Consider the following 23,495-nt stretch of genomic DNA (forward strand, 5'->3'; position numbering starts at 1 on the left):
CCAGACAGCCCTTTCACATTACTAACCAAACCAAACTTTTAATCTGTTAGATATATTTTTAAATCTTATTTTTTGATGAATTTCATCACCTGTGTTTTATTATTTTCATCGAAAGCTTTTACGAGATATATTCCTGTTTTTAAATCACTTACGCTAAACTGAAAGTCTAAATTTCCGTGAGTTGTAAAACTTTTTACTAATTGTCCGGAGATGGAATAAACCTGAACTTTTGTTGTTGCTATATTTAAGGTAAAGTAATCCGTAACAGGATTAGGAAATAAATTCACTGAATTTCCTTTCTCAAAATCAGCTATTGCTAAATTTGCCTGTTTGTTACCATAAATCCTGTATTCACCAGCCGGAAGGCTTATTGGTGCATTTACATCTGCAACATTTATAGTTGTATTGTCCATTAGATTGTACCACGTCCCGGTGTACTGAAAACCTGTAGCAACATTTTGTGTCGTTACATCAAAGTTTGCCACAATGAGAACATCTTTTAGTTGTGTTGTCGCCAGATTTGGGTTGGTAATCTTTATATTTACGCTTAATGAATTTGCGGTTGCAATAGTTGGTGTTCCTAAAAAAACAGGTTCTGTAATTTTAAGGGTAATCATTTTTGACCAGTCATTGTAAATTTTATTTCTGTTTGAATCTCCCTGCCAATTCTCTACCCATTGTGGCTGTGGTTTTGTATCTAATTTACAATCTCCGGGAATAGTTCCTGAAGAATCATTTACAGTTCCGTTATTACAGGTAAAAATAGATTCGTCCCATCCTAATTCTCCAAAATGCCAAATCATTTTTGGACCAGGAACTAATAATGAAACAGCTCCAATAGCGGACATTCTGGACAATGCCGTATTTAATGTTTTTACATTATAACTTCCCGAAGAAGCACCGTACTGAACATTTTTATACATCAGTCTTTCCTCATCATGACTTTCTGCATAACCCATTAGGCGATTTGCGGTAAAACCATGACTTGCACTTGCCATTCTGGAAATATTACTGGCATATCCCATAGACAATTCATTATAAGGATCTGTCATTTTACCCCACATCATAATTCCTTTGCTTGGCGTTTCTGAGATTTTGTAATTTGCCCATTCTTTCTCTTCACCGTCAGTTCCTAAATGTTCAAAAATGGTATAATGTGTTGGATCTAAACTCCAAGAGTAGTCAGCATATTTTTTAAGAATATCTACTCTGTCCTGCTGATACTTATTAGTACAAGGTTCGTCAGAGTCTGTACACGCCTGAGTAAATCCTTTTGTTAAATCCCAACGGAAACCATCAATCTTGTATTCTTCAATCCATTGTTTTACAACACGTTCTACATAATTTTGAGTCTTTAGAGATTGATGATTAAAATCTTCTCCTACACTGTAAGTATGTTTAGCTGTTGTATTAAAATAAGGATTTTCAGCAGTTGGTGAACCAAAGCCATCACCATCAGGATCATTCATCCACATTCTGACCATTGGGTTTCTTCCGAAAGCATGATTTAGTGCCACATCAAGAATAACTGCAATTCCGTTTTGATGACATAGATCAATCAATTCTTTTAATTTATCTGATGTCCCATAAAACTTATCCAAAGCCATGTGAAATGAGGTATTATATCCCCAGCTTTCATTGCCTTCAAACTCCATTACAGGCATTAATTCGATTGCGTTTATTTTTAAATTTTTAAAATAATCAATCTTATCTATTAGACTTTGATAATTTTTTGCAGCATCAAAATCACGAACCAAAACTTCATAAACTACCAATTTTTCTTTTTCTGGCTTAGTGAAATTGGAAACCTGCCAATTATATGGTGTCTGACCTGTTTTTAAAACTGTAACCTCAAAGTTTTGTCCGGCTGGATAAGCCGGTAAATTTGGATATGATGTTGAAGGAATGTCAGCATCATCATAAGGTGACAAAACCAAAGTAGAATAAGGATCTGCTGTTTTTACCATCGCTGGCGAATTTGCTAATGGAGTTGCATCAACAACCCAATACTGATATGTGTTATTTACCCCAGAAACTAATCCGTTTAATTCTAACCAAAATTTTCCTGTAGTCGGGTCTTTTTTCATGGCATAGGCCGAAGTTGGCTGCCAGTTATTAAAACTTCCGGCAACGTATACAAAGTCTTTTAAAGGTGCATCTAAAACTAATGTTGCTTTTGTAGCGTCGGTAGAGTTATAATTAATTCCGTCCACTAATCCTGTTGGCATTGTCTCAGAAACTGTATTTGGATTTACTATTACAGAAAACTTTTTAGAAATAGTAACGCCTGCTTGTGTTGCCAACAATTCATAATTCTGATTACTTGTAACATTAGTATGCAGGTATGAATAATTAGATGTGCTGGTATTAGTATTTATTGTGGCACCGTTCGCTTTTAAAGTATAACTCGCAGCTCCGTTTGTGTTTGTTGCAGTGATATTAAAATTTGAACCCGAAGCAATAATCGTAGCACTATTTTGTATTGGAGCAGTCAGCGTTACCTGGAAAGATCCGACTTCTACTAAAATGTCCTGTGATTTTTTATCTCCGTTTCCATTTTTAGCTTTTATTAAAAACCCTATTTTGCCAATACCTGTTGTATTATAAAAGGTTGTTGGTGTAAACGTTTTTGTATAAGTATCTGTTCCGGCATTATAGGTAAATATACTGGCATCACTTGAATTGTCCCAGGCTCCGTTGTCCGGAGTTCCTTTCTGAGTTGTATCGTTTGTATCAAAAGCCCAGGCCCATAGATATAGTTTGTGGTCGGTTACACCCCATGTTGACTCGTTTACACTGCTTCCATTAATTGTAATCGTAATAGAAGTTGTTTCTTCAAAAGTGGATGGGCTTACAGAGTAAGTTACTGTTTGTTGTTGGGCAAAAGAAATTGCCGACATTAACAGAAATATTTTTAGTAAAGTTTTTTTCATAATATGGTTGGTTAGGTTAGCATGATTAAAAAAGGGCTACCTTACAGATAGCCCTCTTTGCATAAAGAAAGTTTATTATTGATTAGGAATCATTAAATAGCTTCCATCTAAATCATTGAAATAAATTACATATTTAGATTTTGATACTGGTATATTATCACCAGTTCCTCCACCTGAGAAAGGAGTTTTTCCACCCCAAGAAACATCCCATGCATCATTTGCTCTAAACTTCATTTCACCATCATTAAGTGATGTTATACCTAATGTCCAAATATGTCCGTTAAAAGTAGATTTAACCATTGCTGTTGAAGCATCCCATCCTTTAGCAGTGCTACTTCCAATAATACCTACTGTTAAGTAATTCACAGCAGCAGAAGCGTCGTAAGCTTCTAATGTATAGCTTAACTTTTGAACATCCATTTTAAACTTATAATAACCATCAGCAGGAATTTCAATACTTGCAGGATCTGGATCTGAGTCAGTACCTCTGTAAGCTAAAGAACCTCCTGATCCTCCGTACATCGGAGCCCAGTTCCCTAAGTTTTTAATCGCTTTGAAATATCCTTTTTTAAAGAATCCTGTAAACACATATTCATTAGCATTTGTTCCACTTCTGAATAAAATTTGATTTCCTTTGTTATTATCCCAACCAGAAACAGTTGCGTCTCCAACTAAATACCAGTCGTTGAAATTATAAGGAACTTTTCCTGTGTAAGGAGTAACTGTAATTGAAATTAAACCCTTAGCTACTTGAGTAAATCCTCCTGAAATATTTGATGTAATTTTTATATCATACATTGCTGCTACTTCAGGTTGTCCTCCAAGATCAATTGCTGCCTGATTTAATTCTTTAGCAAGCACAGATATTTCTTTAATACCATTAGTAGTAGTTGCAAGCGTTTTTGCATTAGTAAAATCTCCACCTTTTTTATCTATTAACAAACTATATTTCACTGATACATCGGTAGAATATTCTGCAGCTGACCATGTAAATTTAGCAACTTCTTCTGATGCTTTCTCAACATCCAAAACATAATTTTGTCCTGTTGTTGGTGCAGTAATTTCTGGTGTTGAAACAGCATTTAAAACTGGTCTGTTATCTACATCATCAGAATTACAAGAAACCGCCAATACACCAATAAATGCGATTAAAATCTTATATATATTTTTCATTTTACAATTTTATTAGGTGTTAGTATCCTGGATTTTGCTTCAATGTTGGATTTGCCTGAATATTTCTTGCAGGAATTGGCATTAAATCTCTGTAAGATTCAGTAGATGTACCATTTACAGAGCCACCTTTCCATTGCCAGATTTTAGATCCTCCTGTAAATTTTCCGAAACGAATCAAATCTGTTCTTCTGTGACATTCCCAGAACAACTCTCTTCCTCTTTCGTCCAAAAGAAAATCAAGTGTCAATTGTGCTGTAGAAATATTTTGTGCTTCAGCTCTTGTTCTGATTTGATTTACGTAACCCAACGCAGTATTTATATTTCCAGTTGAAGCTCCTCTTACTGTTGCTTCAGCATACATCAAATAAGCATCTGTTAATCTAAACATTGGAAAATCGATATCCGGCATATCATTTCTTTGTGCTGCAGAACCATCTGAATTTACATTGATGTATTTTGTTACAGCATAACCATCTGTAAAAGTTGAAACATTAGTAATGTCTTTAGATTGACCAGGTGTGTAAAAAGTTCCTCTATTATCTGCAGTTGCAGTTTCGTCAGGAAAAAGATTCACGAACTCTCTACGAGTTCTAATTCCTTGCCATCCACCATCCATACCTCTGGATGCAGCATTCATACTACCTCCAATAGAAGCGTGCATGATAAAACTCATTCCACCACCAATCGCTCTAATCGCATTTCCATCTCCGATAATTGGGAAAATAAATTCAGATTGAGCACCATTTCTGTCATTATCTGCAGAAAATAAATAACGGTAAGGAACATTTGCAAAAGTATATCCTGAACTAGTAATGATTTCATTACATAATGTAGCTGCTTCATTGTTTCTGTCTACACCTGTATATACTTTAGAATTCAAATAAATTTGAGCCAATAAAAATTTAGCTGCTGTTTTATCAACTCTACCGTATTCATTTGCTTTTGAAGCCACTAAACTATTGTCTAAGTCTTTCAATTCAGATTCTACATAAGCAAAAACTTCAGCTCTTGATTTTTGTACAGGATAATAGAATCCAACAGGATCATTTTCTGTAGTAATTGGCACATTTCCGAACAAATCCATTAAGTTATAGTAGGAGAAAGCTCTCAAGAAACGAGCCTCAGCTCTAAACTCAGCGATATCAGCTTTTAAACCTGCATCAACTCCTCTTGCCGTTAATTTCTCATCAGTTGTTTGTCTTAAAAACTCATTCGCAACACTAATATGATAAAATGCTCTTGAGAATGCTCCTGATAAAAATTCATTATCCGCAGACCATGTTTGAGAGTTCAAAGTTGGTAAGGTACCATCTGCCCAAGCAATAATAGCTTCGTCTGTTGTAAATTCCTGTGTTACAAAAAGTAATCTTAAGTAACTGCTAAAGTCACCACCAAGTCCAGCAATATCCGGGCTTTTCGAAGGAACTGCAGCATCACCATCACCATCATTACCTCCTACATACAAACCAGCATATAATTTTGCCAAAACTTGTTTGTAAGATGCAGGATCCTGAAAAAAGGTTTCAGATAAAAATTCATCATCATCCTTTGGTGTCACGTTTAAATCGTCCGTACACGAAGTAAGGGTCATACTTATTCCTAAAATGAATAGGAAAAAATAAGATATATATTTAAATGATATTTTCATTTTGTTTGTTTTTAAATTTTTGATTTCAATCTAACTATTAGAAATTCGCATTCACTCCAAACAAGAATGTTCTTGCTCTTGGATACACATTATTATCAATTCCGTTGAATTTCTCCGGATCTAAACCATTGTATTTTGTAAGAATAAATACATTCTGAACACCAGCAGTAAACCTTAAAGATGCAGCTTTAATAATTGTTTTATCAAAAGTGTATCCAAGTGTAACATTATCTAATTTTATAAAAGAAGCATCTTTTATAAAATAATCAGACAGGTAACGTTGTGTTCCGTTGTCTTCAAAAGTAAAACCAGTATTGTAGTAATCAGAACTTACGTTAGACAAATCAGTCTGCCTTCTTAAACCTGCATCAGAATAACCTAAATTAGAACTTACGTTATCAAAGATATGATTTCCAACACTTGCTCTCCAGTTCATTGTAAAATCAAATTTTTTGTAGTTTAATGTAGAAAACAATCCGAAAGTATAATCTGGTGCCGTTTTAGCAGCTCTGTAACGGTCACCTGCATCAATTTTTCCGTCTCCGTTTCTATCAACATAAGCACCGGCAATTGGCCTTTTGTTAGCATCATATAATTGCTCGTAAACAAAAAATGAATTTGGCGCATATCCTACTGAGTTAATCAGGATTTTATTTCCACTTCCACCAGCGATATTATCTCCAGCCAAATAACCCTGAAAACCTGGAACCGTAATTCCTAATTCAGAAATGTTTTGATCAATGTAAGTAGTATTAAAAGCTAGATTCCAAGTCAAATTGTCATTTTTAACAATATCAGAAGCAATACTGAACTCAACTCCTTTTGTTCTTACGCTACCAATATTGAAGAAACCTTGGTTTCTAAGATTTGCTCCATCAGGAACTGCAATATCTGCTAATAAATCGGTCGATTTTTTATCAAAATAGTTAATAGATCCTGTAATTCTATCATTGAAGAATCCATAATCAAGACCAATGTTCGCTTCTGCCAATTCTTCCCATTTGATGTCTTCATTATATCCTTCTGGTCTTGCAGTTGAATAAATTGTGTTACCAAAAATATATTGTGTATTAATTGTTCCTAAAGTAACTCTTTGTAAATAATCATACTGAGCCGAGATATCCTGCTGACCAGTAGTACCATAACCAACTCTTAATTTTAAAGTTGAAACAGTTGCGTTTCCTTTTAAGAAAGCTTCTTCAGACAGATTCCATGCAAAAGCAGCTCCTCCAAAATTACCCCATCTGTTATCTTCAGAAAAACGAGAAGTTCCGTCTCTTCTGTAATTTAACGTTAATAAATATCTGCTATCATAACCTAAGTTTAAACGACCGAAATAAGATTGAAGATTAACGTCCGGATCTGTAGCAACATCCTCATTAGGATTTGGTTGTCTAACTTCTCCTGATGAATATTTTTCTTTTTGGAATAACTGATAGTTATAACCTGCCGTTGCATCAATTTTAAATTTCCCTAAATCTTTAGTATAATTAAAATAAGCATTTAAGTTTTTGTTCTGAAGCGCATCAGTGTAACTATTATAGTTTCCTAAATTTACATAATCTGGTCCATTGAATGGCTTTGGCTGATATCCTAAAGCACTTTGAGTACTTACCTCAGTATATCCACTACTATCAAATCTATCAATACCAGCTTCAACAACAGCTCTTAAATCTTCGAAGAAATGGAATTTGTAGTCTAATCTAACATTACCCCATTTTCTTGTAGAAGTTGCTCTTCTTTCATCTTGATTTAATCTTGCAACAGGGTTTCTTGCCGGTAATAATGGTAAGTTTCCGGTTGGCTCTAACCATTCAAAATAACCTCCATAACGAGAACCCTCTTCATAAACTGACTGTGTTGGATCAAATCCGATTGCACTTCCAATTACAGCACCTTCGTCCTGAAATTGATTCTTACCAAAAGATAAGTTTCCGCTAATATCAATTTTTAAATGATTATCAAATAAAACCGGATTTAACGATAACGATGTCGTAGTTCTTTCAAAAGAAGTGTTTCTTAAGATTCCAGGATTATCAACATTTCCAACAGATAAACGTACCGGCAATTTGTTAAATAAAGCACCGCTTACAGATATATTGTTATTTGTGGTAAGTGCTGTATGAAAAATTTCATCCTGCCAGTTTGTATTTGCAGTTCCCATTAAAGCTTGTTGAGCAGGTGTACCTTTAGTATTCACCAATTCACGGAACTGATCTGCACTCATTACGTCAACTGTATTGGCAACAGTATTAATACCAACCTGAGAACTGAAGTTTACCTTAACAGCACCTTTTGTTCCTTTTTTGGTTGTAATAACAATTACACCATTTGCAGCACGTGATCCGTAGATTGCAGCAGCAGAAGCGTCTTTTAAAACTGTAAAAGACTCAATATCATTAGGATCAATCGTAGATAAAATACTAGTTGCTCCACTTGGCACTGCATTACTTAAAGGTAATCCGTCTAAAACGATTAAAGGTTCATTTGATGCGTTTAAAGAAGACCCTCCACGAATTCTGATATCTGCTTTTGCACCTGGTGCTCCTCCTCCTGTTACATTAACACCCGAAATACGGCCGCTAATTAAACTCTCCGGAGTTACATTAATTCCTTTATTAAATTCTTTAGCAGAAATTTGAGATACAGAACCTGTAGCATCTTTTTTCTTAACAGTACCGTAACCTACTTGTACCACAACTTCTTTAAGCTGATTGGTATCTTCTTCTAAAGAAACATTTAATGTTTTTTGTCCGGCAAACTCAATCGTTTGCGTTCTGTAGCCAATAAAAGAGATTACGATTTTGTTACCATTTTTAACATTTGATAGCTGGTAAATCCCATCAAATCCGGTAGATGTTCCGCCTGGAGCACCTTGTACACTTACATTTACTCCCGGTATTGGCTGACCTGTTGCTTTATCGACAACAGTCCCGCTTAGAGTGTTTTGAGCTAACACAGTGAACGGCAACAATAGGAATAAAAATAACAACTTTTTGTAAATTGTTTTCATACTTTTTGTTTAAATTAGTTTGAGTTTGTGATTGTTAGTTAAGTTTTTAATTTTACTTCGAATTCCAAAATTATGAATTTATTAACATGCCCAACCACTTACAAATTATAATGAGTTACGAAAACGTGGTAGTGTTGAAAACTTTCTATATTTTGTAATCTTTTAGGCTAAAAATTGTCAATTGCAAAAAATTCAGATACCTTTATTAATAATTAGATTTTTTTCATAAAAAAGATGAAACGTAAAATAACCTTAAAACAGATCGCAAAGGAGCTTGACGTATCAATATCAACAGTCTCTAAATCACTCAGAAACAGTCTTGAAATTGGTGAAGAAACACGTTTAAAAGTGCAGGCTTTTGCAAGGTTTTATAACTATAAGCCAAACAACATTGCCCTTAGTCTAAAAAACCGAAAAACCAAAAGTATTGGTATTATCATTCCGGAAATTGTACATTATTTTTTCTCTACTGTGATCAACGGAATTGAGCAGGTTGCAAATGAAAATGGCTACAGTGTTGTCATCTGTTTATCTGATGATTCTTTTGATAAAGAAGTCTTAAATATGGAAATGTTAGCCAACGGAAGTATCGATGGTTTTATCATGTCTCTTTCTAAAGAAACACAGTACAAAGGTGATTTTCACCACATTACAGAAGTGATAAACCAAGGCATGCCGGTTGTAATGTTTGATCGTGTCACCAATGATATTTTATGCGATAAAGTGATTATTGACGATAAAGCCGCAGCTTATGAAGCCGTTCAAAGTTTAATTGATAATGGCAGAAAAAAAATCGCACTGGTAACCACAGTAGATTATGTAAGTGTCGGCAAATTGAGAACGGATGGTTACGAAAAAGCGCTTCTGGATAACGGAATTCCTTTTAACGAAGATTTAATCATTAAAATTGAAGACGTTGACACCTGCGAAATAACGATTTCTGAGCTTTTGCACGCCAGAGCTTTTGATGCTGTTTTTGCTGTAAATGAGCTTTTTGCAGTAACCATTATCAAAACAGCTTCAAAGATGGGATTAAAAGTTCCGGAAGATTTAGCTGTTATTGCTTTTACTGACGGAATTATCTCAAAATACTCTACTCCAAGTATCACAACCGTAAGTCAGAGTGGTGAAAAAATGGGAAACAAAGCCGCTAAAATGCTTATTGAAAGACTCGAAGCAGAACATAACGATGACGAAGAAGAAAACGAAAACTATACTACAGAAGTAATAGAAACTCATTTAATAAAAAGAGAATCTACTGACTAAAATTCTTAAAATCAACACATTCTAAAGCCATAAAAAATATTTATGGCTTTTTTGTTAGCATATATCTAAAAATAATTTATACTTTTACGGCCGTCAAGGCTTTTACTTTTACTTCGAAAAAATAGTAAGTTTTGATAAGCAAAGCGCTTATCGTATAATTTTTCACAAATTACGATAATGGAAAAGCGTAAATTAAGTTTCTGGGAAATTTGGAACATGAGTTTCGGTTTCTTAGGAATACAATTTGGTTTTGCACTGCAAAACGCAAATACTTCAAGAATTTTTGAAACCCTTGGTGCTAAAATAGATGACATTCCAATTTTGTGGATTGCTGCGCCTGTTTCAGGTTTAATAATTCAGCCCGTTATTGGTTATTTCAGCGATAGAACCTGGACACGTTTAGGAAGACGTCGCCCCTATTTTTTAATTGGAGCTATTTTATCTTCAATTGCATTATTCGTTATGCCAAACTCTCCTACTCTATGGATTGCTGCGGGAACTTTATGGATAATGGATGCTTCGATAAATGTGTCAATGGAACCTTTTCGTGCTTTTGTAGGCGATAAATTACCCGATCATCAACGTGCATTAGGTTTTGTAATGCAGAGTTTTTTTATTGGTACAGGTGCCGTTGTAGGTTCTGTTTTACCTTACCTCTTCACAAATGTTTTTGATGTCAGCAACGTTGCTCCTAAAGGAATTATACCGGATGCCGTAAAATGGTCTTTTTATATTGGCGGAATAGTTTTTCTGCTTTCTGTTTTATGGACTGTTTTTAAAACAACAGAATATACTCCCGAAGAACTTCATGCATTTGAAGCCAGCAGCAAAAAAGATTCAGATAAAGATGGTCTTAATCCAGAAGCGGAGTCAGGTGTTACAATTAAAAAACAATTATTTTTAGGATTAATATTTGCCGCTATTGGAGGTTTAGTTTCATTTCTGATTTTTGAAAATAATCTGGCGAAAGAATTATATATTCTATTCATCGGATTGATTTTCATGGGAGTTTTATTTATGATTGCTTCACAGCTGAGAACTAAAAAAATTCAGAATGGTTTTACCATAATCATGACCGATTTATTGAATATGCCAGCAACAATGCAAAAATTAGCCTGGGTTCAGTTTTTCTCCTGGTTTGCGCTTTTCTCCATGTGGATCTACACAACTCAAGCTGTTACCCAACACATTTTTGGCACAACAGACACCACTTCAAAAGTATACAATGATGCTGCCGACTGGGTTTCTGTCTTGTTTACGGTTTATAACGGAGTGGCTGCAGCAGTAGCTTTCCTATTACCGGTTATTGCAAAAAAAGTAGGCGTTAGGGCAACACATTTACTGGCCTTATGTGCAGGAGGTGTTGGCTTAATTTCGATTTATTTTATTGGTGATAAGCAAATGCTGATCCTGCCAATGTTAGGAGTTGGTATTGCATGGGCAAGTATTTTATCAATGCCTTATGCCATGTTATCCGGTGCTCTGCCAGCTGCAAAAATGGGTTATTACATGGGAGTTTTTAACTTTTTTGTCGTAATCCCACAAATTGTAGCCGCTACAATCTTAGGATTTGTAATTAAACAATTCTTTCATAACGAACCTATTTACGCCCTAATAATTGGAGGTGTATCGATGATATTTGCCGGATTACTTACACTTAGAGTAAACAGCAGAACTAAAATTGAAATTCATGAATAATAAAAAAGCATTTATCTTCGATCTTGACGGAGTAATCGTTGATACCGCTAAATACCACTTTTTAGCCTGGCAAAAAATCGCTCAGTCACTAAACATAAATTTTACACACGAACATAACGAACTTTTAAAAGGGGTAAGCCGCGTTCGTTCGTTAGATATAATACTTGAATTAGGCAATGTTCAGGCTTCTCAGGAAGACAAGGACAAATGGCTGATTCAAAAAAATGAAGATTATTTATCTTATTTAGTTGATATGGATGAAAGTGAGATTCTTCCTGGAGTTTTTAAAACTCTTCAACTACTAAAAGATCAAAACCAAGGGATTGCATTAGGCTCAGCCAGCAAAAATGCAAGACCGATTCTGGAAAAAACAGGGATCATCTCTTACTTTGATGTCATTGTTGACGGAAATGACGTTACCAATGCAAAACCAGATCCGGAAGTTTTCTTAAAAGCGGCTCAATTATTAAACATTGATCCAAAAAATTCAATTGTATTTGAAGATTCTGTTGCCGGAATTCAGGCAGCAAATATTGCAGAAATGGTAAGTGTAGGAATTGGTGAGGAAACAATTTTGCATGAGGCTGATTTCATATTTAAAGATTTCACCGTAATAGAGGAAAGCTTTATCGAATCATTAATCACAAAATAAAATCAATCATAAATCAATCAATCACAAAACACTGTAAAAACAAATGAATCAAGATTATATTAAGCCGGACAACTGGTCCATTATCGAAGAAGGCTTTGATGTAGAAAGAGTAAAATCGTCTGAAAGTCTTTTTAGTATCGGAAACGGTGCTATGGGGCAAAGAGCGAACTTTGAAGAAAAATATTCCGGAGAAACTTTTCAGGGAAGCTATATTGCCGGAATTTATTATCCGGACAAAACAAAAGTAGGCTGGTGGAAAAACGGTTATCCGAAGTATTTTGCCAAAGTGCTAAACGCCCCAAACTGGATCGGAATTGACATCGAAATCAACGAAGAAAATCTTGATTTACATAATTGTACCGAAGTTAGAAATTTTCGCAGAGAACTAAATATGAAAGAAGGTTGGTACAATCGTTCTTTTGAAGCTGTTCTAAAAAACGGAACCGAAATTTCGGTTAATATTCGTCGTTTTCTTTCATTAGATCTAGACGAAGCGGGAATTATCAAATACGACATTACACCTTTAAATAAAGATGCCAAAATCGTTTACAAACCTTATGTTGATGCCGGTGTTACCAATGAAGATGCAAACTGGGATGAAAAATTCTGGGAACCGCTTGAAGTAAAAAAAGGCACAAACGAAGCTTTTGTAACGGCTCAGACTTTTAAAACGCACTTTAAAGTTACGACTTTCATGCACAATACGATTTTTGCTAATGGCGAAAACGTAAATATATCACCTTCAACAATTGATTCAACTGCAGATAAAGTTCAATATACTTACGGAACTATTATTGCAAAAGGTCAAACCTCAACTATTCAGAAAATTGGAGGTTATACCGTTTCTTTGAACCATGAAAATACTCTGGCTGCAGCTGAAAAAGTAATTAAATCTGCTGTCAGTTCAGGATACGAAACTTTGTTCCAGAATCAAGTTGATGCCTGGGCAAAAATCTGGGAAATGTCAGATATTACAATCGATGGCGATGTTAAAGCACAGCAGGGAATTCGTTTCAACATTTTCCAGTTGAACCAAACCTATTTAGGAAAAGACTCTCGTTTAAATATCGGCCCAAAAGGTTTCACCGGAGAAAAATACGGCGGATCAACGTATTGGGATACCGAGGCTTATTGCATTCCGTTTTACATGGCGACAAAAGATCAGCAGGTTGCCAGAAACTTATTGACATACCGTTTTAATCAATTAGATAAAGCGATTGAAAATGCCAAAGATAATTTAGGTTTCAAAAACGGCGCTGCCTTGTATCCAATGGTGACCATGAACGGTGAAGAATGCCACAACGAATGGGAAATCACACATGAAGAAATTCACAGAAATGGTGCGATTGCTTTTGCGATTTATAACTATTACCGCTACACCGGCGATTACTCTTATATTCCTGAAAAAGGTCTTGAAGTTTTAATCGGGATTGCGCGTTTCTGGCACCAAAGAGCTTCTTTCTCAAAAGAGAAAAATCAATATGTAATTTTGGGAGTTACAGGTCCGAACGAATACGAAAATAATATCAACAATAATTTTTACACCAATTATATTGCAAAATGGTGTATTGATTTTACTGCTGATCAAATTAATAAAGTCGCATTAGAATATCCTGCAGATCACAAACGCGTTTTAGAAAAAGTTACGCTTTCTGCGAATGAAATCCAGGAATGGAAAAAAGTGGCCGACAATATGTATTTTCCAACTTCAAAAGAACTTGGAATTTATTTACAGCAAGACGGTTTCTTAGATAAGGATTTAGTTCCGGTAAAAGATTTAGATCGTTCACAGCGTCCAATCAACCAAAAATGGTCCTGGGATCGTGTTTTACGTTCACCTTATATCAAACAAGCTGACGTTTTACAATGTTTCTATTTCTTCGAAGATCATTTTTCAAGAGAAGAATTAGAGAGAAACTTCGATTTTTATGAATCCTTTACGGTTCATGAAAGTTCACTTTCACCTTGCGTACACTCGATTCAGGCTGCTGTTTTAGACAAAATGGATATGGCGTATACTTTCTACTTGAGAACTTCCCGCCTTGACCTGGACGATTATAATAAAGAAGTGGAAGAAGGTTGTCACATTACGTCAATGGCCGGAACATGGATGAGTATTGTAGAAGGTTTTGGCGGAATGCGTGTTAAAAATGATCAATTGCATTTCTCTCCAAAAATTCCAAAAGAATGGAAAGGATATTCTTTTAAAATTAATTTCAGAAATCAAATTTTAAAAGTAGATGTAAATCATAACGAAACCACTTTTACTTTAGACAGTGATCAAGATTTAACAATTGTAGTTAATGGAAATCCTGTAATTGCCAGTAAATTTGTACAAATAAATTAAATACAATACACTTAAAAACTAAAAACATGAAAAACTTATTTTTCGCAAGTTTAATTTTGTTTGCGTTTAGCACCGTTGCAAAAGCGCAGCAGTTAAAATCACCCGAAGGCAAGTTCGTAATGGAATTTTCTCTTCAAAACGACGGAACTCCAACTTACAATTTAAAATACAAAAACAAAGAAGTTGTAAAAACCAGTAAATTAGGTCTTGAACTTAAAGATGACAAAAAATCTTTGTTGAATGACTTTACAGTTGTGGATACCAAAACCTCCACTTTTGATGAAACCTGGAAACCAGTTTGGGGGGAAGTAGATAATATCAGAAATCATTATAATGAACTGGCTGTAACTTTAAATCAAAAAGGGACAGACAGACAAATCATAATTCGTTTCCGTTTATTTGAAGACGGTTTAGGATTTAGATATGAATTCCCGGCACAAAAAAATCTTACTTATTTTGTAATTAAAGAAGAAAGATCTCAGTTTGCCATGACCGGTGATCACACTGCTTTCTGGATTCCGGGAGACTATGATACACAGGAATATGATTATACAAAATCGAAATTATCTGAAATCAGAGGTTTATCTGAAAAAGCCTATACGGCTAACGTTTCTCAAAAATCTTTTTCACCAACAGGAGTGCAGACTTCTTTGATGTTAAAAACAAACGACGGAATCTATATCAACTTACACGAAGCGGCTCTGATCAACTATTCTTGCATGCACCTGAATTTAGATGATAAAAACATGACTTTTACTTCCTGGTTAACTCCGGATGCAAAAGGAGATAAAGGTTATATGCAGGCGCCAAGCCACTCGCCTTGGAGAACAATTATGGTAAGCGATGATGCCAGAGAAATCTTAGCTTCAAAAATGACCTATAACTTAAACGATCCATCAAAAATTGATAACACTTCATGGATTAAACCAGTAAAATATATTGGTGTTTGGTGGGAAATGATTACTGGAAAAAGTTCTTGGTCATACACAAACGATTTTCCAACAGTACAATTGGGAGTTTCTGATTTTTCAAAAGCAAAACCAAGCGGAACTCACGGAGCAAACAATGCTAACGTAAAAAAATACATTGATTTTGCTGCGGCAAATGGTTTCGACGCTGTTTTGGTGGAAGGATGGAACGAAGGCTGGGAAGACTGGTTTGGACATTCAAAAGATTATGTTTTTGATTTCGTAACACCTTATCCTGATTTTGATGTAAAAGGTTTACACGAATATGCAAAATCTAAAGGTGTAAAAATTATCATGCACCATGAAACTTCGGGTTCTGTTCGTAACTACGAGCGTCATATGGACAAAGCGTACCAATTCATGAAAGACAACGGTTATGATGCGGTAAAAAGCGGTTATGTCGGAGATATTTTACCTCGCGGTGAAAACCATTATAATCAATGGATTGTAAACCATTACCAATACGCTATCGAAAAAGCAGCAGATTACAAAATTATGGTGAACGCCCACGAAGCGGTTCGTCCAACAGGAATTGCAAGAACGTATCCTAACTTAATTGGAAACGAAGCAGCAAGAGGAACAGAATACCAGGCTTTTGGCGGTTCTAAACCAAATCATGTTACCGTTTTACCTTTTACACGTTTAATCGGAGGTCCAATGGATTACACTCCGGGAATATTCGAAATGGATATCAGCAAAATGAATCCTGATAACAAATCGCATGTAAACAGTACATTGGCTAACCAATTGGCATTATATGTTACCATGTACAGCCCATTGCAAATGGCGGCTGATACTCCGGAGAACTACAACCGTTTTCCAGATGCATTCCAATTCATCAAAGATGTGGCTGTAGATTGGTCAGAAAGTAAATATATTGAAGCTGAACCGGGAGATTTTATCACAGTTGCTCGTAAAGCAAAAGGAACAAACAACTGGTTTGTTGGAAACGTAAACGGAGAAACGCCACGTACATCTAACATCGATTTCAGTTTCCTTGAAAAAGGAAAAAAATATACCGCAACAATTTATGCTGATGCAAAAGATGCGCATTACAAAACTAATCCGCAAGCTTACACAATCAGGAAAATTGCTGTGACAAACAAATCAAAATTATCGCAGCTTTCTGCTTCTGGAGGAGGATATGCAATCAGTATTATTGAAACCAAATAACACTTTAAAAGGCAAGTAATCCTCCCCAAGATTGCTTGTCTTTTTTTTTAATCTCATATAATTAGTTGTCCCGCAAGTTTTACAAATCTTGAAGGCCTTCTAAACCTTTATTCCATTTCATATACCAAATAGGGTTTTTAAACTTGCAGGAAATCGAAATTTCTTTAAATTATCGCACAATGAAAAACTCATTAATAATTATTTTTTTAAGCTTATTACTTTTGAGCTGTACAGAAAAAAGAAAAGTTTTCGATTCATTTGATTATTCTTATGAGAGTACATTCAGTGAAGTTTATTCAATAAAATTTACTCAATCTGATACAGTCTATCTCCGATACCATTGGATTGGAAGAAATATTGATGATACTACTTCTACTACAAAAGAAAATACAAACTATTACGGAATTTTAAATTCCGAAGAAAGACTAAGACTTTTTGATTACATAGAAAAAGTAAATCTCTTTAAGTATAAATCAGAGTATTTCCAAAATTATTCGGACGGAAGCTCTTATGGAATCAACATTCAAAAAAATTCCAAAAACAAAACTGTATTTGTTCATAGCCATAAAGCCCCAAAAGAAATTGATTCAATTTCAAATTGGATTGGCAGTATAAAACATAAATTAAAACTTAAGGAAATCAAAAAAAATATAATTTTTGAGAGTACAAAAGGTGTTTTACCTCCTCCTCCACCGCCACCAGTTATAAAAAACTAACAATAAAATCTTTATCCATTTAAAATATAGATTATGAAAAACCACACCTTCTACAAAATAGTTTTAATGGTCTTGCTGTTTTCCGCTTCCGCGAAAGCGCAAATCCAAAAAACAGAACCGCCATTCTGGTACGCAGGGATGAATAATCCGGAACTGCAGATTATGTTCTACGGAAAAAACATTGCACAATATGAAGCTTCGGTTTCGAATAATGTAGTGATTAAAAATGTAGAAAAAACAGAAAATCCAAATTACCTTTTCGTAACCATTGATACGAAAGATGTAAAAGCTTCTGAGTTAGTTTTCTCTTTTAAAACCAAAAACAAAGTTGCCTTTACTCAAAAATATGTTCTTAAAGAAAGGAGAGCAAATTCAGCTGATCGAAAAAGTTACGATGCATCTGATTTGATTTATCTAATCATGCCGGACCGTTTTGCTAACGGAAATCCTAAAAATGACAGTGATCCTGTTCTAACTGAAAAAGGAAACCGCGCAGAACCGGGTGGGCGTCACGGCGGAGATATCGAAGGGATTATCAAAAACCTTGATTATATTTCATCACTTGGTGCTACTACAATCTGGAGCACACCTTTATGTGAAGACAATGACAAACAGCATTCGTATCATACTTACGGGCAATCTGATGTTTACAAAATAGATCCCCGTTACGGAACGAATGATGATTACGCTCGTCTTTCTGCAGAAATGCACAAAAAGAACATGAAACTGGTTATGGATTATGTAACCAATCACTGGGGAATTACACACTGGATGATGAAAGATATTCCGGCCAAAACATGGTTCAATCAATTTGAAACTTTCACACAAACACATCACCGTCGTGAAGTAATTACAGATATTCACGCTTCAAAAACAGATCAGGAAGTTTGTGTTGATGGCTGGTTCGTTCCTTCAATGCCGGATTTAAATTTAAGAAATCCTCTGGTAGCAAAATACTTAACTCAAAATGCCATTTGGTGGATAGAATTCGCCAATCTTGACGGTTTTAGAGTAGATACTTATAATTACTCTGATAAAACAGCCATGGCAAATTGGGCAAAAGCGATTACTGATGAATACCCAAACTTTAATATTGTGGGAGAAATCTGGATGCATAATCAGGCGAATTTAGCTTTTTGGCAGAAAGACAGTAAAATTGGTGCCATCGAAAATTATAATTCAAACCTTCCAAGTGTAATGGATTTTACGCTTCAAAGTCAGGTTACTTCTGCTTTCAACGAAGATACTCCAAACTGGGACAGCGGACTGATTAAATTCTACAACAATTTTGCAATGGATTATTTATATCCAAACACGAATAACATTTTGGTTTTTTCCGAAAATCATGACACGGATCGTATGAACGATAAGTTCAAATATGATTTACCAAAATATAAACTCGCCATGACTTTATTGGCAACAATTCGAGGAATTCCGCAAATTTATTACGGTTCAGAAATTGGAATGGGCGGTGATAAAAGCAAAGGTGATGCAGATATTCGTCAGGATTTTCCGGGCGGATGGGCAGGAGACAAAAACAATGCTTTTACTAAAGAAGGAAGAACTGCTGAACAGGCTGCTTATTTTGATTTTAGTTCAAAATTATTTAGCTGGAGAAAAACAAACGAAGCGGTTCATTTCGGAAAAATGACGCATTACATCCCTGAAAACAATACGTATGTATATTTCAGATACACAGATGCTAAAACTGTAATGGTTGTTTTCAATAACAATGCAAAAGAACAGGTTGTTAAAACAAACCGTTTCAAAGAAAACATCAAAAACTTTAAATCTGGAAAAGATGTTATCACAGGAAAAACATTCGATTTAGCTTCTGAAATTATTTTAGAGCCAAAATCAGCTTTGGTTTTAGAATTGGAATAAGAAGATTTAACCGCAAAGTTCGCAAGGACAATCACAAAGTTCGCAATATTTTTTGCCACAGATTAATAGATTATCACAGATTTAAAAAAATCATTTTAATCTTGTAATCTGTGGCTATTTTTTTCAACACAATCCATCCTAAATTATTCTAAAATAATGAAAAAATACACTTTCCTTTTTTTATCTTTAGTATACTTAACAATGAGTTGTTCTGGCTCAAAATCAGTTTCCATGACAGATACTTCGAAAATACCTTTCGTTTGGGAAGGGGCAAATGTTTATTTTTTACTTACAGATCGCTTTTACAACGGAAATCCTTCTAACGATGTCAATTTCAACCGAAACAAAACTCCAGGAAAATTACGCGGATTTGAAGGTGGCGATATTATCGGAATTATCCAAAAAATCGAATCCGGATATTTTGAACAATTGGGGGTAAACGCCATTTGGCTTACGCCGATTGTCGAGCAAATTCACGACGGAGTTGACGAAGGAACCGGGCTTAGTTATGGTTTTCATGGCTATTGGGCTAAAGACTGGACGGCTCTGGATCCAAATTTCGGAACCAAAGAAGATTTAGCAAAACTGGTTAAAAAGGCACACGAAAAAGGTATAAGAGTAGTTTTGGATGGCGTAATTAATCATACAGGACCAGTGACTCCCGAAGATCCCGTTTGGCCTTCTGACTGGGTACGCACAGGAGTAGTCTGCGATTACAAATCATTCGAAAATACAACCATGTGTACTTTGGTTGATAATCTTCCGGATGTTAGAACCGAAAGCACTCAAAACGTTGAACTTCCTCCTTTTTTAATTGAAAAGTGGAAAAAAGAAGGCCGCTACGAAAAAGAAATCGCTTCGCTGGATGAATTCTTCAAAAGAACTGGTTATCCAAGAAGCCCAAAATATTACATCATAAAATGGCTTACCGATTATATTATTGAATTCGGAATTGACGGTTACCGCGCCGATACGGTAAAACATACCGAAGAAGTGGTTTGGGCCGATTTTAAAAAAGAATGTGATTACGCTTTTGAAACCTGGAAAAAACATCATCCGTTGGAAATTTTAGATCAAAATCCGTTTTATACTATTGCTGAAGTTTACGGTTACGGAATCAGCGGTGGGCAGGATTATGATTTTGGAGACAGAAAGGTAAATTATTTTCAGAATGGTTTTAACAGCATGATCAATTTTGAATTTAAATGGAATGCTGCCCAAAACGATTACGAAGGCTTATTTTCTAAATATTCTAATCATTTAAATAATGACTTAAAAGGGTATTCAGTTTTAAACTATATGTCTTCACACGATGATGGACAGCCTTTTGACCCTACTCGTATAAAAGCTTTTGAAGCAGGAACCAAATTATTGCTTTCTCCGGGAATGTCTCAGGTTTATTATGGAGACGAATCGAATCGTTCTTTAGTAATCGAAGGTACAAATGGTGATGCCACTTTACGCTCGAATATGAATTGGGCGGATATTCAGAATAATCCTGAAACACAGCAGACACTTTTGCACTGGCAGAAATTAGGGCAGTTTAGACGAAATCATCCAGCAGTTGGAGCGGGCGTTCACAAACTGATTAATCCGTGGCCATATACTTTCTCCAGAATTTTTACCAAAGGCGCTTTTACAGATAAAGTAATTATGGGAGTTGATTTACCAAAAGGCAGAAAAGAACTTCCTGTTGGCGACGTCTTCCCAAACGGAACTAAATTAAAAGATACTTACTCCAATCAAAATACAGAAGTTATTGACGGGAAAGTGATTATTGATAGTGATTTTGATATTGTTTTATTAGAAGAGATTTAAAAAACATTTTTTTTTCTCTCGCAGATTTAGGAGATTGCTTCGCTTGTTCGCTTACGCTCGGGTGAGCAGATAATTAAAAAAGTTATCTGCAAAATCTGCGAGAGACATAATTTACCACAGATTTCAAAATCATTTTAATTCTTATAATCTGTGCCTAACTTTTTTTTATAATCCTTGCGACCTTTGCGTAAAACTTTGCGACCTTTGCGGTTAAAAATCCAGAGATGCTCAAAATTGCACATCGAGGCGCCAAAGCCTACGAACCTGAAAATACAATTAAAGCTTTCCAAAAAGCCTTAGACATGAATTCAGACGGAATTGAACTTGACGTTCACCTGAGCAATGACGGACATATTATAGTAATTCATGACGAAACGATAGACAGAACAACTAACGGAAAAGGTTTAGTAAATACTTTTTCCTTATCTGAATTAAAATCGTTTTTGATTGATGGAAAATATCAGATCCCGACTTTAAACGAGATTTTTGATCTGGTTGACAAAAAATGTCTGATCAATATCGAATTAAAAGGTTTAGGAACTCCCAGTAAAGTTGTATCCCTTATAGAAGAATATATTTCAGAGAAAAACTGGAATTACAATCATTTTATAATTTCAAGTTTCGATTGGAATATGCTGGAGGAAACATCAAAGTTAAATCCAAATATCCCAATTGGTGTTTTGACAGAAGAAAATATAGATACTGCTTTGGCTTTCGCCGAAAAAATAAAAGCAAAAGCCATTCATCCTGATTTTAATTTATTGAATAAAGAAAATGTTCAACAAATTCAGGAAAAAGGATTCTTAGTTTTACCCTGGACGGTAAACACAGAAGAAGACATTCAAAAAGTAAAAAGTTATAAAGTAAACGGAATTATCTCTGATAATCCAGACAAAATATAAAATCAGCTACGGGAAACTTTGTCAAAGTTTAAAACTTTGACAAAGTTCATCAGGGTCCAATAAAAAATTCGTGAATTCGTGGCGAACAAAAAAATATGATCAAAAATTTCGACATTATTATCGTTGGCGGAGGCGCTGCAGGTTTTTTTACGGCAATAAATATTGCAGAGAAAAATCCAAAACTGAAAATTGCCATTTTAGAAAGAGGAAAAGAAGTCCTTTCTAAAGTCCGCGTTTCCGGAGGCGGACGATGCAACGTTACACACGCTTGTTTTGAGCCAAACGAATTAGTAAAGTTTTATCCAAGAGGTGAAAAAGAACTTCGCGGTCCTTTTCATCAGTTTTGTTCCGGAGATACCATTGAATGGTTTGAAAAACATGGCGTAGAATTAAAAATAGAAGACGACGGAAGAATGTTTCCTGTCTCTAATTCATCCCAGACTATTATTGATTGTTTTCTAAAAGCAACTGAAAAATTAGGGATAAAAGTATTGACAGGACAAAGTGTTCAGTCAATCTTTAAAAAAGAAAATCACTGGAAAATTGATACACAAAGCGACAATTTTGCAACTGAAAAATTAGTAATGGCAACAGGAAGCAACCCGAAAATCTGGGAAATGCTTCAGGAACACGGACACGCGATTGTGAGTCCCGTTCCTTCCCTATTTACTTTCAACATCAAAGATTCAAGAATTAAGGAATTGCCAGGCGTTGCTGCCCAGGTTACCGTAAACGTAAAAGATACTAAACTCGAATCTACAGGACCTTTATTAATTACGCATTGGGGAATGAGTGGTCCGGCTGTCTTAAAACTTTCGGCCTGGGGCGCACGTATTTTACATGATAAAAATTATCAATTTACCATTTTTGTAAACTGGCTAAATGATGTTGATCCTGAAGATGCCGAAAAAATCTTAAAAGATTTAAAACAGGAACACGCTAAAAAAGCGGTTTCTAAAAAATCTCCTTTCGACTTTCCGAATCGTTTATGGGAAAGTCTGGTTTTAGCTTCTGGAATTGAAATTGAAACCAAATGGGCCGATTTATCTAAAATTCAATTGCAGAATTTGACTTTGCAGCTTACAAAAGCAGAATTTAAAGTCAACGGGAAAAGTACTTTTAAAGAAGAATTTGTAACGGCAGGCGGAATCGATTTAAAGGAAATCAATTTCAAAACAATGGAAAGTAAAATTCATCAAAATCTTTATTTTGCGGGCGAAATTGTAAATATCGATGCCATAACCGGAGGATTTAATTTTCAGAATGCCTGGACAAGCGGGTTTATTCTGGCTCAAAATATTTAA

Annotated in this window: 14 protein-coding genes; 10 read left to right on the plus strand and 4 right to left on the minus strand. The window is 35.2% G+C overall.

The window, feature by feature from the left end:
* Positions 1 to 65: 65 nt before the first annotated feature.
* From DCO46_RS10335 to DCO46_RS10350, 4 genes are all read right to left on the minus strand, one after another.
* Positions 66 to 2,933: an alpha-amylase family glycosyl hydrolase gene (locus DCO46_RS10335; protein ID WP_116752475.1), complete on the minus strand. Its 2,868-nt coding sequence runs from the start codon at positions 2,931 to 2,933 to the stop codon at positions 66 to 68.
* 75 nt (positions 2,934 to 3,008) lie between these two features.
* Entirely contained in the window at positions 3,009 to 4,106 is a 1,098-nt protein-coding gene (locus DCO46_RS10340; protein ID WP_116752476.1) for a SusE domain-containing protein, read from the minus strand.
* A 19-nt stretch (positions 4,107 to 4,125) separates the two neighbouring features.
* Positions 4,126 to 5,754: a RagB/SusD family nutrient uptake outer membrane protein gene (locus DCO46_RS10345; protein ID WP_116752477.1), complete on the minus strand. Its 1,629-nt coding sequence runs from the start codon at positions 5,752 to 5,754 to the stop codon at positions 4,126 to 4,128.
* A 37-nt stretch (positions 5,755 to 5,791) separates the two neighbouring features.
* Positions 5,792 to 8,767 carry a SusC/RagA family TonB-linked outer membrane protein gene (locus DCO46_RS10350; RefSeq protein WP_116752478.1) on the minus strand — a complete coding sequence of 992 codons (2,976 nt, stop codon included), beginning with the start codon at positions 8,765 to 8,767 and terminating at the stop codon, positions 5,792 to 5,794.
* 234 nt (positions 8,768 to 9,001) lie between these two features.
* Here DCO46_RS10350 and DCO46_RS10355 point away from each other — a divergent pair, with 234 nt between their 5' ends.
* The 10 genes from DCO46_RS10355 to DCO46_RS10400 all read left to right on the plus strand — a co-directional run bounded on the left by DCO46_RS10355 (position 9,002) and on the right by DCO46_RS10400 (position 23,495).
* Positions 9,002 to 10,033 carry a LacI family DNA-binding transcriptional regulator gene (locus DCO46_RS10355; RefSeq protein WP_116752479.1) on the plus strand — a complete coding sequence of 344 codons (1,032 nt, stop codon included), beginning with the start codon at positions 9,002 to 9,004 and terminating at the stop codon, positions 10,031 to 10,033.
* A gap of 177 nt (positions 10,034 to 10,210) precedes the next feature.
* Entirely contained in the window at positions 10,211 to 11,731 is a 1,521-nt protein-coding gene (locus tag DCO46_RS10360) for an MFS transporter (protein ID WP_116752480.1), read from the plus strand.
* Positions 11,724 to 12,383 carry a beta-phosphoglucomutase gene (gene pgmB / locus DCO46_RS10365; RefSeq protein ID WP_116752481.1) on the plus strand — a complete coding sequence of 220 codons (660 nt, stop codon included), beginning with the start codon at positions 11,724 to 11,726 and terminating at the stop codon, positions 12,381 to 12,383. Before DCO46_RS10360 ends, pgmB begins: the two co-directional genes overlap by 8 nt.
* Positions 12,384 to 12,426: 43 nt before the next feature.
* Positions 12,427 to 14,730: a glycoside hydrolase family 65 protein gene (locus DCO46_RS10370; RefSeq protein ID WP_116752482.1), complete on the plus strand. Its 2,304-nt coding sequence runs from the start codon at positions 12,427 to 12,429 to the stop codon at positions 14,728 to 14,730.
* Between the two features lie 26 nt (positions 14,731 to 14,756).
* On the plus strand, positions 14,757 to 16,871 hold the full coding sequence (locus tag DCO46_RS10375; protein WP_116752483.1) for a glycoside hydrolase family 97 protein: 2,115 nt from the start codon (positions 14,757 to 14,759) through the stop codon (positions 16,869 to 16,871).
* A gap of 179 nt (positions 16,872 to 17,050) precedes the next feature.
* Positions 17,051 to 17,587, plus strand: coding sequence for a hypothetical protein (locus tag DCO46_RS10380; RefSeq protein ID WP_116752484.1), 537 nt, complete (start codon positions 17,051 to 17,053; stop codon positions 17,585 to 17,587).
* A 33-nt stretch (positions 17,588 to 17,620) separates the two neighbouring features.
* A complete protein-coding gene (locus DCO46_RS10385) occupies positions 17,621 to 19,471 on the plus strand; it encodes a glycoside hydrolase family 13 protein (protein WP_243416291.1) in 1,851 nt (616 codons plus the stop codon).
* Positions 19,472 to 19,627: 156 nt separating this feature from the next.
* A complete protein-coding gene (locus DCO46_RS10390; RefSeq protein ID WP_116752485.1) occupies positions 19,628 to 21,289 on the plus strand; it encodes an alpha-amylase family glycosyl hydrolase in 1,662 nt (553 codons plus the stop codon).
* Positions 21,290 to 21,513: 224 nt separating this feature from the next.
* Positions 21,514 to 22,191, plus strand: coding sequence for a glycerophosphodiester phosphodiesterase (locus DCO46_RS10395; protein WP_116752486.1), 678 nt, complete (start codon positions 21,514 to 21,516; stop codon positions 22,189 to 22,191).
* 95 nt (positions 22,192 to 22,286) lie between these two features.
* Entirely contained in the window at positions 22,287 to 23,495 is a 1,209-nt protein-coding gene (locus DCO46_RS10400) for an NAD(P)/FAD-dependent oxidoreductase (protein WP_116752487.1), read from the plus strand.

This window comes from Flavobacterium sp. HTF (genome assembly GCF_003105115.1).
GTDB lineage: Bacteria > Bacteroidota > Bacteroidia > Flavobacteriales > Flavobacteriaceae > Flavobacterium.